General features: G+C 61.2%; 14 protein-coding genes. 12 read left to right on the top strand and 2 right to left on the bottom strand.

From position 1 onward, the window contains the following. Positions 1–18 precede the first annotated feature (18 nt). Both tynA and paaZ read right to left on the bottom strand, forming a co-directional pair. Positions 19–2,295 (bottom strand): primary-amine oxidase, encoded by a 2,277-nt coding sequence (tynA, locus tag AB8846_RS16035; protein WP_331412391.1) that lies wholly within the window; start codon positions 2,293–2,295, stop codon positions 19–21. 330 nt (positions 2,296–2,625) lie between these two features. Beyond that, on the bottom strand, positions 2,626–4,665 hold the full coding sequence (paaZ, locus tag AB8846_RS16030; RefSeq protein WP_370733143.1) for a phenylacetic acid degradation bifunctional protein PaaZ: 2,040 nt from the start codon (positions 4,663–4,665) through the stop codon (positions 2,626–2,628). A 284-nt stretch (positions 4,666–4,949) separates the two neighbouring features. On the opposite strand from paaZ, the gene paaA reads away from it, so the two are divergent. The 12 genes from paaA (at position 4,950) to paaX (ending at position 15,555) form a co-directional block, all read left to right on the top strand. After that, on the top strand, positions 4,950–5,879 hold the full coding sequence (gene paaA, locus AB8846_RS16025; protein ID WP_370733142.1) for a 1,2-phenylacetyl-CoA epoxidase subunit PaaA: 930 nt from the start codon (positions 4,950–4,952) through the stop codon (positions 5,877–5,879). Between the two features lie 11 nt (positions 5,880–5,890). Further along, a complete protein-coding gene (gene paaB, locus AB8846_RS16020; protein ID WP_003857353.1) occupies positions 5,891–6,178 on the top strand; it encodes a 1,2-phenylacetyl-CoA epoxidase subunit PaaB in 288 nt (95 codons plus the stop codon). 8 nt (positions 6,179–6,186) lie between these two features. Next, positions 6,187–6,933: a 1,2-phenylacetyl-CoA epoxidase subunit PaaC gene (paaC, locus tag AB8846_RS16015; RefSeq protein WP_370733141.1), complete on the top strand. Its 747-nt coding sequence runs from the start codon at positions 6,187–6,189 to the stop codon at positions 6,931–6,933. Positions 6,934–6,944: 11 nt separating this feature from the next. Beyond that, complete coding sequence (gene paaD / locus AB8846_RS16010; RefSeq protein ID WP_370733140.1) at positions 6,945–7,442, top strand: 1,2-phenylacetyl-CoA epoxidase subunit PaaD; 498 nt, start codon at positions 6,945–6,947, stop codon at positions 7,440–7,442. A 7-nt stretch (positions 7,443–7,449) separates the two neighbouring features. Continuing rightward, positions 7,450–8,520: a 1,2-phenylacetyl-CoA epoxidase subunit PaaE gene (paaE, locus tag AB8846_RS16005; protein WP_370733139.1), complete on the top strand. Its 1,071-nt coding sequence runs from the start codon at positions 7,450–7,452 to the stop codon at positions 8,518–8,520. Next, complete coding sequence (gene paaF, locus AB8846_RS16000; RefSeq protein ID WP_370733138.1) at positions 8,517–9,284, top strand: 2,3-dehydroadipyl-CoA hydratase PaaF; 768 nt, start codon at positions 8,517–8,519, stop codon at positions 9,282–9,284. The genes paaE and paaF overlap by 4 nt, the downstream gene beginning before the upstream one ends. Continuing rightward, positions 9,284–10,072 (top strand): 2-(1,2-epoxy-1,2-dihydrophenyl)acetyl-CoA isomerase PaaG, encoded by a 789-nt coding sequence (gene paaG / locus AB8846_RS15995; protein WP_370733177.1) that lies wholly within the window; start codon positions 9,284–9,286, stop codon positions 10,070–10,072. Before paaF ends, paaG begins: the two co-directional genes overlap by 1 nt. A gap of 1 nt (position 10,073) precedes the next feature. After that, complete coding sequence (paaH, locus tag AB8846_RS15990) at positions 10,074–11,498, top strand: 3-hydroxyacyl-CoA dehydrogenase PaaH (protein WP_370733137.1); 1,425 nt, start codon at positions 10,074–10,076, stop codon at positions 11,496–11,498. Next, positions 11,488–11,916, top strand: a complete 429-nt coding sequence (gene paaI, locus AB8846_RS15985; RefSeq protein ID WP_045399003.1) for a hydroxyphenylacetyl-CoA thioesterase PaaI — start codon at positions 11,488–11,490, stop codon at positions 11,914–11,916. The genes paaH and paaI overlap by 11 nt, the downstream gene beginning before the upstream one ends. Then, the gene (gene pcaF / locus AB8846_RS15980) at positions 11,909–13,114 is read left to right on the top strand and encodes a 3-oxoadipyl-CoA thiolase (RefSeq protein WP_331412385.1); all 1,206 of its coding nucleotides are present in this window, start codon (positions 11,909–11,911) and stop codon (positions 13,112–13,114) included. Before paaI ends, pcaF begins: the two co-directional genes overlap by 8 nt. 27 nt (positions 13,115–13,141) lie before the next feature. Beyond that, complete coding sequence (gene paaK, locus AB8846_RS15975; protein WP_047647866.1) at positions 13,142–14,458, top strand: phenylacetate--CoA ligase PaaK; 1,317 nt, start codon at positions 13,142–13,144, stop codon at positions 14,456–14,458. Positions 14,459–14,619: 161 nt separating this feature from the next. After that, the gene (paaX, locus tag AB8846_RS15970) at positions 14,620–15,555 is read left to right on the top strand and encodes a phenylacetic acid degradation operon negative regulatory protein PaaX (protein ID WP_021241337.1); all 936 of its coding nucleotides are present in this window, start codon (positions 14,620–14,622) and stop codon (positions 15,553–15,555) included. Positions 15,556–15,557: the final 2 nt, after the last annotated feature.

Here is a 15,557-nt window from a genome sequence, read left to right as displayed (position 1 = left end):
TTGCGCCCGGTGCGTTATTTATTTTTGTTCGTCTTTCTTTTTCCCGAGCGTTGGCGTCTCGTCGAAGAAGTTCCACGGTTTAAGCAGGGTATGCACCCATTCCGTCGGCATGATCGGCCACTCCTCCGCGCGGGCGACGTGGGTGGTGCCGGTGGTCATCCAGACCACGTCATCCTGGTCGTTCAGCGACTCGTTATCTTTGCTGTACTGCCCCAGACCCGTATCGTGGATGGAGCGGTTCGGGAATTTGCCTTCCGGATAGAGTTCATCCGGGTGGTAGCGGGTCACCCACAGCTGTTTGTCCATAAAGCTGAGTCGATGATAGATCCACTCGTCCGGGGCAAATTTCGCGCCGGTTGCCACCGGGTGCGTACCGCCCGCGTAAGGGATTATCTGGTACGAGACCGGGTTGCCCATGCGGTTCTCTTTGCGGGTGTTGCTCAGCAGCCGAATGGTGCCCGGGTCGAATTTCTGCGCCGCCTGCTGCTCGGTATCAATGTCGTACTGATTGATCTGCATGGTGCTGGTGCGCGGGCCACCGGCGGTATTCGGCTTCACTTCCGGATCCATGGCCACCAGCTTGTTGTTGATGCCGTCCACGTCCATATCAAGACGGAAGTTGTAGATGTGCTGGTGGGTGGTGCCCACGATGTTATGGTCGATCAGCGTGCCGTATTTGGTGTCGTCTTTCGCGGTGGCGTCGTGCATGGTTTTCGCCTGAACGCCTTTCACCGCTTCGATACCCGTCGCGCCGGCATCAATGCCGATGGTGCCATTTTCATGGAACACCCAGTCGAAGATGTAATCGTAGTTGCCCACGGTACTCACCCAGCGCACCACCAGCTCGCGGCGCTCGGTGCTGACGTTTGGCTGGCCCATCTCCTGATGTTTGTACTCCGGCCCTGCGTAGCGTTCGAAAATGGCGATCGCGCGCGGGATCTCCATCGGCGCGCCGGTGTAATCCGGGATGGTTTCATTGAGCATCACGGCGTTGGACGGCACGTCTTTACCGCGCACCAGCGGCGAGGTCAGGGTGCCCATGCCGTAGTCGCCGGAGTCGAGATAGGCTTTAAAGTACCAGCCCACGTCCGGATCGCCGTAAGGGACGATCATGCCGCCGAGCGACCCCTGATACATAATCTGGCGCTTTTTGCCGTTGTCGTTATACGTGACGGTTGAAATCATCGGGCCGACGCGGGAGTCCAGGCTCAGGTGGAAATCCCAGTTCTGCCAGTGCACCATATCCCCGGTGATGGTGTAGTTCTTGCCTTCCGGCTCGACGATCTCCAGGGGTTTCTTCGCCGTTTCTACCCGGTCGCGGCCGTCATACGGGCGTGGGGTGAGCGGAACCGGGATGACCGGGCCTTCTTCGATCTTCTGAATTTTCTTCTGCTCAAGATCGACAACCGCGACCAGGTTCTCAATCGGGTGCGCCCAGTAGTTGCCGTCGCCGACATCCAGATAGCTCACCACCTTCAGCAGGCGATCTTCCTGCTTCAGGCCGTCTTTACCGTCGAAATAGCCCACGGTCAGCGGCGTGGTAATCACTTTTTTCGGGTCGGTGATGCCGTGTTTTTTAAGCACCTCGGCGAACTCGGTGCTCTCGTTGATAATCTGCTGCACCGCGGTGAAATCATCCAGCAGCACCATGCCGTGCGCGTCTTTCACCGGTTCCCAGCGCAGGATTTTTTTATCCTTCAGGTCCACCACGCTTTCGATAACGTGCTTTCCATCGAGCATGACAATCTTCGCCTGGCGAGGGGCATCCACAGCCGTACCGTTGAGCACAAAGTCCCACACTTTGGCTTTCTCAGGCTCTGCAAGGGCAATCTGGGTAAAGCGGGTATTCGGCTTAAAATCCGCAGAGGCTTTCACAATCTCTACGGCCTGCTTAATTTCGTCCGCCGTTAGCGCATTTAACGGGTGAGGGCGTTTTTCAACCTGGAAGGTCTGGTCAAGGCCGGACTGGAAAACATCGTTGATGAAGGTATCGGAAATAAAGGCTTTCTTGCCTTTCATCACCACCGGCACCTCGAGCTTGAGGGTTTTACCGTTGACGATGGCGGTTTTTGCGCCCGGTTTGACCTTCACAAAGGCACCGTCTTTCGCAATGGTGAACATCTGTGCGTAATCATCCCACTGAACGTCCGCGCCAAAGTCCTGCAGCGTTTTGTCCATCGGGACCATATGCGCCTCGCTGCCGTGGGCGAAAACAGGGGATTGCCAGGCGCAACACAGCGCAACGGCCATGGCCAGCGCCGTTCTACGGGCAGAAAAAGAAGAATTGCTTCCCATCGTAGACCTCATCTTGTTGTGTTTATACCCGTCATACTTCAAGTTGCAGGTGCGTTGGCTGCACTCACTCACCCCAGTCACGTACTTATGTACGCTCCCGGGGATTCGTTCCCTTGCCGCCTTCCTGCAACTCGAATTATTTAGGGTTTATTGTGTTGTGACAGCCTTATCCTGACAGGCCCATGAGAAAAGCGTTTGCCTGCATCTGCCAGGTTATTTGTCAGTCTTGCCAGGTTAAAAAAAGAGCGGGGCGGTGTCACACCCCGGCTGGTCATCGTAGGCCGGGTAAGCATCGCGCCACCCGGCAGGAAAGGCGGTGAAGGGAAGGTGTCAGAAATCACCCTGCTGGCGCGCCACCAGCGTCAGAATGGAGTAGAGCGCCACGGCCTGCTGGTGCTGGTTGAAGATCTCAACCGCCCATTCCACCACGCCGGTCGGTTTTTCCTCGGCGGTGCGCTGCTTCTTCAGCGTTTTACGCTTGCAGGTCAGACGCACCTGTATGGTATCGCCCGGCTTGACCGGTTCGATAAAGCGCAGATTTTCCATGCCGTAGTTGGCAATGACTGGCCCGACGCCCGCATCAACAAACAGTCCCGCTGCGGCGGAGATCAGGAAGTAGCCGTGCACCACGCGCTCGCCAAAGATCGACTCTGCCGCGCCGATCTTGTCCATATGAGCATAGAAGTGGTCGCCGCTCAGGCAGGCAAAGTTCACAATGTCTGCTTCCGTGAGGGTGCGGCGCGGCGTCAGCAGGCTGTCGCCCGGCTGTAGCTCCTCAAAGTATTTGCGGAACGGATGCACGCGATCTTCCTGCACCGTTGCGCCACGCACCCACTGTTTGCCAATGGCCGCCAGCATCGTCGGACTGCCCTGAATCGCGGTGCGCTGCAGGTAGTGCTTCACCGCGCGCAGGCCGCCCAGCTCTTCGCCGCCGCCCGCGCGGCCCGGGCCGCCGTGCACCAGCTGAGGAAGCGGGGAGCCGTGGCCGGTAGACTCTTTTGATGATTCCTCGTTAAGGATCTGAATTCGCCCGTGGGCGCGCGCCGCACCGGCAATAAACTGGCGGGCAATGGCCAGGTCTGCGGTGACCAGCGTGCCCGCCAGGCTGCCGCCGCCCGCGCGGGCAAGCTGCATCGCGTGGCGTGCATTGCGATACGGCATCAGCGTCGCAACCGGGCCGAAGGCTTCGGTCGCGTGGACGGCCGGGGTTTCATCCGGCTGCGGGCAGAACAGCAGGGTCGGCGGGAAGAACGCGCCCGCGGCCTGCAAATCCGCTTTGCCGCCCAGACGGATCTGGCAGCCTGCGGCGATCAGCTGCTCCACTTTCTCCTGAACGTCCGCGCGCTGTTCGGCGTTGACCAGCGCGCCCATCTTCACTCCTTCCTGCGCCGGGTCGCCTACCACCACCTTTTCCAGGCGGGCAATTAGCGCCTGGCTCACGGCGTCAATCTGGTTTTGCGGGACGATAATGCGGCGAATGGCCGTACATTTTTGCCCGGCCTTAGCGGTCATCTCGCGGACTACTTCCCGGACGAACAGGGCAAATTCCGGCTGTTCCGGCGTGACGTCTTCCCCCAGCACGCAGCAGTTCAGAGAGTCGGCTTCCATGGTGAACGGAATCGAATTTGCCACAATATTCGGGTGCACGCGCAGGCTTTGCCCTGTACTGGCGGAGCCGGTAAAGGTCACCACGTCCTGGCTGTCGAGCTGGTCGAGCAGATCGCCCGCACCGCCGCAGATCAGGCTGATGGCGCCGTCCGGCACCAGTCCGCTGTCCACGATGGATTTCACCATCGCCTGCGTCACCTGTGCGGTAGCGGTAGCGGGTTTAATGATGGCGGGCATCCCGGCAAGCCAGGTCGGCGCCAGCTTTTCCAGCATCCCCCAGCAGGGGAAGTTAAAGGCGTTGATGTGCACCGCCACCCCGGATTTGGAGGTCAGGACGTGGCGCGCCGCAAAGCCGCCTTCTTTCGACAGCGGGATTAACTCATCTTCCGGCCACAGCGTGTCATCCGGCAGCTCGCGGCTGCCCAGGCTGGCGTAAGTGAAGAGGGTGCCGATGCCGCCTTCAATATCCACCCAGCTGTCCGCCTTCGTCGCGCCCGTCTGGGCTGACAGGGCATAAAACGTCTCTTTCTCGCTAAGCAGGTGCTTTGCCACCGCCTTCAGCATGGCCGCACGTTCGATAAAGGTCATCTCGTGAAGCGCTTCGCCGCCGCGCTCAATCGCATAGCGACGGGCGGCCGTCATGTCCAGCCCTTCGCTGGTCACGCTCCACAGCGCTTCGCCACTGATGGCGTGATGAATAGTGCGTTCGCGGCCCCGGCCAGACTGCCAGGTACCGGACACGAAGCTGGCTAACTGCTGCATCGCTTATCTCCAAATGTTACGTAATTTACTCATTAATAGTTTAATCATGAATCATAAAAATCAAGCTGAGTTTTAATGAATTGTTAACATTGTGATCCGGTCTGATGAATTGCAGCGCGCAAAGCGACTGCTCAGAGGGCGTGAAGTAAAAGCCTTGCGAGCAACATCACAAAACCAGGAAACAATTCTTGGGGTTGTATTTAACCTTTGTGTAACTTTTAAAAAACAAAGTGATTCAACATTACGCTTTAATTTGCAAACTAACGAATCATAAAGGTGATGACGTGACGCAAGAACAACGGTTTGAGCAGCGCATAGCGCAGGAGACGGCGATTGAGCCTCAGGACTGGATGCCTGACGCCTACCGTAAGACGTTGATCCGCCAGATTGGCCAGCATGCGCACTCCGAAATTGTCGGCATGCTGCCGGAGGGGAACTGGATCGCCCGCGCTCCGACGCTGCGCCGAAAAGCGATCCTGCTGGCGAAAGTGCAGGACGAAGCCGGGCACGGGCTCTACCTCTACAGCGCGGCGGAAACGCTGGGCTGCGCGCGGGAAGACATCTACCAGAAGATGCTCGACGGCAGGATGAAATACTCCTCCATCTTCAACTATCCGACCCTGAGCTGGGCCGATATCGGCGTGATCGGCTGGCTGGTGGACGGCGCCGCTATCGTCAACCAGGTGGCGCTGTGCCGGACTTCCTACGGTCCGTATGCCCGCGCGATGGTGAAAATCTGTAAAGAAGAGAGTTTCCACCAGCGCCAGGGCTTTGAGGCCTGCATGGCGCTAGCGCAGGGCAGCGAGGCCCAGCGCCAGATGCTGCAGGACGCCATCAACCGCTTCTGGTGGCCTGCGCTGATGATGTTCGGGCCGAACGACGACAACTCGCCGAACAGCGCCCGCAGCCTGGCCTGGAAAATCAAACGTTTCGGCAATGACGAACTTCGCCAGCGCTTTGTGGACAACACCGTCCCGCAGGTGGAAATGCTGGGCATGACGGTGCCGGATCCCGATCTGCATTTGGATGAAGAGAGCGGCCATTACCGCTTCGGCGAGATCGACTGGCAGGAGTTTGACGAGGTCATTAACGGGCGCGGCATCTGCAACCACGAACGCCTGGCCGCCAAACGCAAAGCCTGGGACGAAGGGGCGTGGGTGCGGGAAGCCGCACTGGCGCACGCGGAAAAACAACACGCCCGCAAAGTGGCTTAAGAGGAATCACGATGAGCAATGTCTACTGGCCGCTGTACGAAGTGTTCGTACGCAGCAAACAGGGGTTATCCCACCGTCACGTGGGCAGTCTGCATGCCGCCGACGATCGCATGGCGCTGGAAAATGCGCGCGACGCCTACACCCGCCGCAGCGAAGGGTGTTCTATCTGGGTGGTTAAGGCGAGCGAGATTGTCGCCTCCCAGCCGGAAGAGAGCGGTGAGTTCTTCGACCCGGCGGAAAGCAAGGTTTACCGCCATCCGACGTTTTACACCATCCCCGACGGCATCGAGCATATGTGAGGCAAAGAATGAATTCAGTGACTGCCTATGCCCTGCGTCTGGGCGACAACGGTCTGGTGCTCTCCCAGCGTCTGGGCGCCTGGTGCGGCCACGCGCCGGAGCTGGAAATTGACCTCGCGCTCGCCAATATCGGTCTCGACCTGCTGGGCCAGGCGCGCAACTTCCTGACCTATGCCGCGGAGCGGGAAGGCCAGGGCGATGAAGACACGCTGGCCTTTGGCCGCGACGAGCGTCAGTTCCGCAACGTCCTGCTGGTGGAGCAGCCGAACGGCAGCTTCGCCGACACGATTGCCCGCCAGTACCTGATGGATGCCTGGAACGTGGCGCTGTACGAACGCCTGACCCACAGCAGCGACGGCCAGCTTGCCGCCATCGCCGCCAAAGCAATTAAAGAGGCGCGCTACCACCTGCGCTTCAGCCGCGGCTGGCTGGTGCGTTTGGGCGACGGGACCGAAACGTCCGCGCAAAAGATGCAGCAGGCCATCGACGGCCTGTGGCGTTTTACGGCGGAGCTGTTTGAAGCCGATGAGGTCGAGCTGGCGCTGATTGATGCCGGCGTGGCGGTTGACCCGCGCGTCCTGCGCCAGCCGTGGGAAAGCGAAGTATTTGCCGGTCTCAAGGACGCCAATCTGACGGTGCCCGCAGAGGTGGCGTATCGCACCGGGGGCAAGAGGGGGCTGCATACCGAACATCTGGGCCCGATGCTGGCGGAAATGCAGTATCTCCAGCGCGCCTATCCCGGTCAGCAGTGGTAAAGGAGAACGCTATGCAACGCCTCGTCGACATCGCGCCTGCGCAAATTCCGCAGATCTGGGCGCTGTTAAGCCAGATCCCCGATCCGGAAGTGCCGGTATTAACCATCACCGATTTAGGCATGGTGCGCAGCGTGAAGGCGCAGGGGGAAGGCTGGGTCATTGGCTTCACGCCCACCTACTCGGGCTGTCCGGCAACGGAACACCTGCTGGGGGCAATCCGCGACGCGATGACCAAACGCGGCTTTACCCCGGTGCACATTGTGCTCCAGCTGGAACCCGCCTGGACCACGGACTGGATGACCGCCGACGCGCGCGAGCGCCTGCGGGCGTACGGCATCAGTCCGCCCGTGGGGCATAGCTGTCACGCGCACGCACCTTTGGAGGTGAGCTGCCCGCGCTGCGCCAGCACCGACACCTCGCTTATCAGTGAATTTGGTTCGACGGCCTGCAAAGCGCTCTACCGCTGCAATACCTGCCGCGAGCCCTTCGACTATTTCAAATGTATTTGAGGCTGCCATGACAACGTTTCATTCATTAACAGTGGCAAAAGTGGAACCCGAAACCCGCGACGCGGTGACCATCACGTTCGCGGTGCCGCAGGCGCTGCAGGACGCCTACCGCTTCCGCCCCGGCCAGCACCTGACGTTAAAAACGAAGCTTGACGGGGACGAGCTGCGCCGCTGCTACTCCATCTGCCGGAGTACCGCCCCTGGCGAGATCAGCGTGGCGGTCAAAGCCATCGACGGCGGCCGCTTTTCCCGCTATGCCCGCGATGAGATCAAAGCGGGTATGGCCCTGGAGGTGATGGTTCCCCAGGGGCAGTTTGGCTACCAGCCTCAGGCAGAACGTGAAGGCCACTATCTGTCGATTGCGGCAGGCTCCGGGATCACCCCGATGCTGGCGATTATCTCCGCTACGTTTGCGACCGAACCGAACAGCCATTTCACCCTGATCTACGGCAACCGCAGCAGCCAGAGCATGATGTTCCGCCGGGCGCTGGCGGACCTGAAGGACAAATACCCGCAGCGGCTGCAGCTGGTCTCCATCTTCAGCCAGGAGCGGCTGGACAGCGATCTGCTCTTTGGCCGCATCAACGGGGAAAAGCTGCAGGCGCTGGCGAAAACCCTGATCAACTTCCGCCAGTACGACGAGGCGTTTATCTGCGGCCCGTCGGCGATGATGGACGACGCCGAAGCCGCGCTGAAGGCGCTGGGGATGCCGGACAAAGCGATTCACCTTGAGCGCTTTAACACCCCGGGGATCTCCGTTAAACGCGCGGTGCACGTACAGGCGGAAGGGCAGAAAGTGACCGTCCGCCAGGACGGGCGCGACCGTGAAATCACCCTGACGGCGGACGACGAAAGCATCCTGGATGCCGCCCTGCGTCAGGGGGCGGATCTCCCGTATGCCTGCAAGGGCGGCGTGTGCGCCACCTGTAAATGCAAAGTGCTGCGCGGGAAGGTGGACATGGCGACCAACTACAGCCTGGAGCCGGACGAGCTGGCCGCCGGGTATGTGCTGAGCTGCCAGTCGCTGCCGTTAACCGCCGACGTGATTGTCGACTTCGACGCGAAGGGGATGGCATGAGCGAACTGATTGTTACCCGCCATGGCCGCGTGCTGCAGCTGACGCTCAACCGTCCGGCGGCACTAAACGCCCTCAACAATGCGCTGTTGGCGGAGCTTGCTGAGCAGCTTGAGGCCGCCGCCGTGGATGCCGACATTGCCGTCTGCGTGATTTACGGCAGCGAGCGCTGCTTTGCCGCCGGGGCCGATCTCAACGAAATGGCGGAGAAAGACCTGCCCGCCACCCTGAACGATATCCGCCCGCAGCTGTGGGCGCGCATTAACGCGTTTACCAAACCGCTGATCGCCGCCGTGAACGGCTTCGCGCTGGGCGCGGGCTGCGAGCTGGCGCTGCTGTGCGACGTGGTCATTGCTGGCGATAACGCCCGCTTTGGTCTGCCGGAAATCACGCTGGGCATTATGCCCGGCGCGGGCGGCACCCAGCGTCTGATCCGCAGCGTCGGTAAATCCCTTGCCAGCAAGATGGTGCTGACCGGCGAGAGTATTTCCGCGCAGCAGGCGCTGAGCGCGGGGTTGGTCAGCGATGTTTTCCCGGCAGCGCTGACGCTGGAGTATGCCCTGAAGCAGGCGGCGCTGATGGCGCGCCACTCTCCGCTGGCGCTGCAGGCGGCGAAACAGGCGCTGCGCCAGTCTCAGGAGGTGCCGCTCCAGGCCGGGCTCGCGCAGGAGCGCCAGCTGTTTACGCTGCTTTCTGCCACCGAAGACCGCCGGGAAGGCATCGACGCCTTCTTACAAAAACGCACCCCCGACTTTAAAGGACGCTAATTGTGGAATTTATTCTCAGTCATGTTGAGCAGGGCGTAATGACCATTACGCTGAACCGTCCGGAGCGTCTGAACAGCTTTAACGACGTGATGCACCAGCAGCTTGCCGAGTGCCTGAAACAGGCCGAGCGCGATGACACCGTTCGCTGTCTGCTGATCACCGGGGCAGGACGCGGCTTTTGTGCCGGTCAGGATCTGAACGACCGCAACGTCGACCCCAGCGGCCCGGTGCCGGATCTGGGGATGTCCGTTGAAACCTTCTATAACCCGCTGGTGCGCCGCCTGGCAAAGCTGCCGAAACCGGTCATTTGTGCCGTTAACGGCGTGGCGGCCGGCGCGGGGGCCACGCTGGCGCTGGGGTGTGACATGGTCATTGCCGCCCGTTCGGCCAACTTTGTGATGGCCTTCAGCAAGCTCGGCCTGGTGCCGGACTGCGGCGGCACCTGGCTGCTGCCGCGCGTGGCCGGACGCGCCCGCGCCATGGGGCTGGCGCTGCTCGGCGACAAGCTCAGCGCCGAACAGGCGCAGGCCTGGGGAATGATCTGGCAGGTGGTGGATGACGAACAGCTCTCCGCTACGGCGCAGCAGATGGCGCTGCATTTTGCCTCTCAGCCGACCTTCGGGCTGGGTCTGATCAAGCAGGCCATCAATGCCGCGGAAACCAACACCCTGGACGCCCAGCTCGATCTGGAGCGCGACTATCAGCGTCTTGCCGGACGCAGCGACGATTACCGCGAGGGCGTCAGCGCCTTCCTGGCGAAGCGCGCGCCGAACTTTACGGGGAAATAAGATGCTGAACATACGCACTGTCGCCGTGATTGGCAGCGGCACGATGGGCGCAGGCATTGCCGAAGTCGCCGCCAGCCACGGTCATCAGGTTCTGATCTACGACATCTCCAGCGATGCGATATCGCGCGCCATCGACGGGATCCGCCAGCGTCTGGCCTCCCGGGTGACGCGCGGAAAACTCTCCGCCGATGCCGGGAGCCAGATCCTCGCCCGGCTGGTTCCGGTCACGGATATCGAGGCGCTCTCCGCGGCCGATCTGGTCATTGAAGCGGCCTCCGAGCGTCTGGAGGTGAAAAAGGCGCTGTTTGCACGGCTGGCTGAGATCTGCCCGCCACAGACGGTGCTGACCAGCAATACCTCTTCCATCTCCGTCACGGCGATTGCGGCGGACATCCACCACCCGGAGCGGGTCGCAGGGCTGCATTTCTTTAACCCGGCGCCGGTCATGAAGCTGGTGGAGGTGGTCAGCGGGCTGGCGACCTCTCCGGAAGTGGCAGACGCGCTGTGCGAGCTGGCGCTGAACTGGGGCAAACAGCCCGTTCGCTGCCAGTCAACGCCGGGGTTCATCGTTAACCGCGTCGCCCGTCCGTTCTATTCCGAAGCCTGGCGCGCGCTGGAAGAGCAGGTCGCGCCGCCGGAGGTGATTGATGCCGCCCTGCGCGAAGGCGGCGGTTTCCCGATGGGGCCGCTGGAGCTGACCGACATGATTGGTCAGGACGTGAATTTCGCGGTCACCTGCTCGGTATTTAACGCCTTCTGGCAGGAGCGTCGTTTTCTGCCTTCGCTGGTGCAGCAGGAGCTGGTGCTGGCAGGAAGGCTGGGCAAAAAGAGCGGGAAGGGCGTCTACGACTGGCAGGGTGACAAACCCGAGGTGCGGTGGGTGCCAGCCGTGAACGACAGCTACAGCCCGATGCGCGTGGAAAAGAGACGTGACGGCGTCACCGAAGTTGATGATGTATATCTGATTGAAACGCAGGGGGAAACCGCACAGGCTCTGGCGCTGCGGCTCAACGGCGCGGTGGTGGTAGTGGACCGCATTGAGCGCGATGTGGCGGTGATTGCAGCGGCCGCCAGCAACCCGCACACCGCGACGCAAAAGGTCATCCGCTACCTGCAGCAGCAGGGTAACCGGGTGGTGCAAATTGCCGATTATCCCGGCCTGCTGGTCTGGCGCACGCTGGCGATGATTGCCAACGAAGCGCTGGATGCCCTGCAAAAAGGGGTCGCCAGCGAGAAGGACATTGATACCGCCATGCGCCTCGGCGTGAACTACCCGAGCGGGCCGATCGCCTGGGGCGAGCGTCTGGGCTGGCAGCGGCTGCTGACGCTGCTGGAGAACCTGCAGCGTCATTACGGCGAAGAGCGCTATCGCCCCTGTTCACTGCTGCGCCAGCGCGCGCTTCTGGAGAGTAGCTATGAGTCATAACGCCTGGCATAACGCCCGCGCGATGTACGAACGGGACGCCTGCGCGCAGGCGATGGGGATGGACATTGTCGACATGGATGAAGGCTACGCGGTGGTGACCATGACCATCACCCCGCAGATGCTTAACGGCCACAAAACCTGCCACGGCGGACAGCTTTTTTCGCTGGCGGACACCGCCTTTGCCTACGCCTGCAACAGCCAGGGGCTGGCGGCGGTAGCCTCTGGCTGCTCGATTGATTTTCTGCGTCCGGGCTTTGCCGGGGACACGCTCACCGCCACCGCGCGGGTGATGCATCAGGGCAAGCTGACCGGCGTGTACGACATTGAAATCCAGAACCAACAACAGAAAACCGTCGCCCTTTTTCGCGGAAAATCTCACCGCATCGGCGGCAGCGTGACAGGAGAGGCAGATGCGTGACGCATTTATTTGTGATGGCGTTCGAACCCCGGTGGGGCGCTACGGCGGCGCGCTTGCCGCAGTCCGAACCGACGATCTCGGTGCCGTGCCGCTGCGCGCGCTGCTGGCCCGCTATCCGCAGCTCGACCTCGAGCGGATCGATGATGTGATCTTCGGCTGCGCCAACCAGGCGGGGGAAGATAACCGCAACGTCGCGCGCATGTCGTCCCTGCTCGCCGGGCTGCCGCAGACGGTGTCCGGAACCACCATTAACCGCCTGTGCGGGTCGGGGCTGGACGCGATTGGTTTTGCGGCGCGCGCCATTAAGGCGGGCGATGGCGACCTGCTGATCGCGGGCGGCGTGGAGTCGATGTCCCGCGCGCCGTTTGTGATGGGCAAAGCCACCGCCGCGTTTCAGCGTCAGGCGGAGATCTTTGATACCACCATCGGCTGGCGATTTGTGAATCCGCTCATGCATCAGCAATTCGGAACTGACAGTATGCCGGAAACGGCAGAGAATGTAGCTGAATTGTTAAATATCAGCCGTGCCGATCAGGACGCGTTCGCGCTGCGCAGCCAGCAGCGTACCGCGCAGGCGCAGCAGAACGGCATTCTGGCGCAGGAGATTGTGCCGGTGCTGGTGCCGGGCAAAAAAGGGGCGGTCGCTGAGTTCAGCGTGGATGAACACCCGCGCGCGGACACTACGCTTGAGCAGCTTGCCGGTCTGAAAACGCCGTTCCGTAAAAACGGGGTGGTTACGGCGGGAAATGCCTCCGGCGTCAACGACGGCGCTGCGGCGCTGATCGTCGCCAGCGAGAAGATGGCGCTGGCGCAGGGGTTAGTCCCGCGCACGCGGATCGTGGCGATGGCGACGGCAGGCGTGGAGCCTCGTCTGATGGGGCTTGGCCCGGTACCCGCCACCCGTAAGGTGCTGGAGCGAGCCGGACTCAGTATTAACGATATGGACGTGATCGAGCTTAACGAAGCTTTCGCCTCGCAGGCGCTGGGCGTGCTGCGTCAGCTGGGCCTGCCGGATGATGCCGCGCACGTCAACCCGAACGGTGGCGCGATTGCGCTGGGCCACCCGCTGGGAATGAGCGGTGCCAGACTGGCGCTGGCCGCGAGCAACGAACTGCACCGACGCGGCGGGCGCTACGCGCTGTGTACGATGTGCATCGGTGTGGGTCAGGGCATTGCCATGATCCTTGAGCGTGTTTGAGCATAAAAACAATGTGAGTACCCTACAATGACAAATACAACAAAGCTTGATCCGATTGAAACGGCCTCCCTTGACGAGTTACAGGCGCTGCAGACCGAGCGTCTGAAATGGACGCTGCATCACGCCTACAACAACGTGCCGATGTACAAACGCAAGTTTGACGCCGCGGGCGTTCACCCTGACGATTTCAAAGAGCTGGCGGATATCCGCAAATTCCCGTGCACCACCAAGCAGGACCTGCGGGATAACTATCCGTTCGATACCTTTGCCGTGCCGATGGAGCAGGTGGTGCGCATTCACGCCTCATCCGGCACCACCGGCAAACCGACCGTTGTCGGCTACACGCAGGGCGACATCGACAACTGGGCCAATCTGGTGGCCCGCTCCCTGCGCGCGGCGGGCGGCAGCGCGAAGGACAAAATTCACGTGGCGTATGGCTATGGCCTGTTTACCGGTGGGCTGGGCGCGCACTACGGCGCCGAGCGTTTAGGCGCGACGGTGATCCCGATGTCCGGCGGTCAGACGGAGAAACAGGCGCAGCTGATCCGCGATTTCCAGCCGGACATGATCATGGTAACGCCGTCCTACTGCCTCAACCTGATTGAAGAGCTGGAGCGCCAGATGGGCGGCGATGCCAGCGGCTGTTCCCTGCGCGTGGGCGTCTTCGGCGCCGAGCCGTGGACGCAGGCCATGCGGCGCGAAATTGAAAAACGCTTAGGCATTACGGCGCTGGATATCTATGGCCTCTCCGAGGTGATGGGGCCGGGCGTGGCGATGGAGTGTATCGAAACCGTCGACGGCCCAACCATCTGGGAAGATCACTTCTACCCGGAGATCGTCAACCCGAACGACGGCACGCCGCTGGATGACGGTCAGCAGGGCGAACTGCTGTTCACCACGCTGACCAAAGAGGCGCTGCCGGTGATCCGCTACCGCACCCGCGACCTGACGCGCCTGCTCCCGGCAACCGCGCGCAGCATGCGTCGTATGGACCGGATCAGCGGCCGCAGTGACGATATGCTGATCATCCGCGGCGTAAACGTCTTCCCGTCGCAGCTTGAAGAGGAGATCGTGAAGTTCGAACACCTTTCTCCGCACTACCAGCTGGAGGTAAACCGTCGCGGGCATCTTGATTCACTTTCCGTGAAGGTGGAGCTGAAAGAGAGCAGCTTAACCCTGACGCACGAGCAGCGCTGTCAGGTGTGCCACCAGCTGCGCCACCGCATTAAGTCGATGGTGGGGATTTCCACCGACGTGACGATTGTGAACTGCGGCAGCATTCCGCGCTCCGAGGGGAAAGCCTGCCGGGTGTTTGATTTACGTAAAGTTGCGGCCAACGGCTAAAACACCTTACCCCTCATCCTAACCTTCTCCCCAGAGGGGAGAAGGGACTGCTCGGTGCGGCTTTTTCCCCTCTCCCCTCTGGGGAGAGGGTCAGGGTTAGGGTGAGGGGGAAACCCCAGAATCGTATGCTATGATTCATCCATGACAAAAATAACAACAGAATGAATCACATGAATAAACTCGACGCCTTCATCCAGCACGCGGTCAGCTCCGTTCCCGTCAGCGGTACCTCGCTTATCTCCTCGCTATACGGTGACGCGCTTTCCCATCGCGGCGGTGAGATTTGGCTCGGCAGCCTGGCCGCCCTGCTGGAAGGCATGGGGTTTGGCGAGCGCTTCGTGCGCACCGCGCTGTTTCGCCTCAACAAAGAGGGCTGGCTGGACGTTTCCCGCATCGGGCGTCGCAGCTTTTACCGCCTGAGCGATAAGGGGCTGCGCCTGACGCGCCGTGCGGAGAATAAGATCTACCGCGCGGAACTGCCCGCCTGGGATGGCAAATGGTTATTGCTGCTCTCAGAAGGGCTGGATAAAACCACCCTTGCCGACGTCAAAAAACAGCTGATCTGGCAGGGGTTTGGCACGCTGGCACCGAGCCTGATGGCCTCGCCGTCGCAGCATCTGGCGGACGTGCAGTCCCTGCTTCACGATGCCGGGGTGGCGGAAAACGTGATTTTCTTTGAAGCCCATTCGCCGCTGGCGCTCTCCCGCGCCGCGCTGCGTTCGCGGGTGGAAGAGTGCTGGCAGTTAACCGAGCAAAATGCGATGTACGAGTCGTTTATCAATTCGTTCCGCCCGCTGCTGCCGCTGCTGAAAGAGGCCGCGCCGGAGGAGCTGACGCCGGAACGCTGTTTCCAGATCCAACTGCTGCTGATTCATTTTTATCGTCGCGTGGTGCTGAAAGACCCGCTGCTGCCGGAAGAGTTGCTGCCCGCGCACTGGGCGGGGCAAAGCGCCCGACAGCTCTGCATTAATATCTATCAGCGTGTCGCGCCGGGGGCGCTGGCGTTTGTCAGCGAGAAGGGCGAAACCTCCGTGGGCGAACTGCCCGTGCCCGGCACGCTCTACTATCAACGCTTTGGTGGTCTTACAAGCGCATAAGG

The organism is Enterobacter sp. KB-221C9 (genome assembly GCF_041320715.1).
In the GTDB taxonomy this organism is placed as follows: Bacteria; Pseudomonadota; Gammaproteobacteria; order Enterobacterales; family Enterobacteriaceae; genus Enterobacter; species Enterobacter asburiae_D.
The sequence above is the reverse complement of the archived record's forward strand: the minus strand, read 5'-3'. Positions and strand labels throughout refer to the sequence as shown.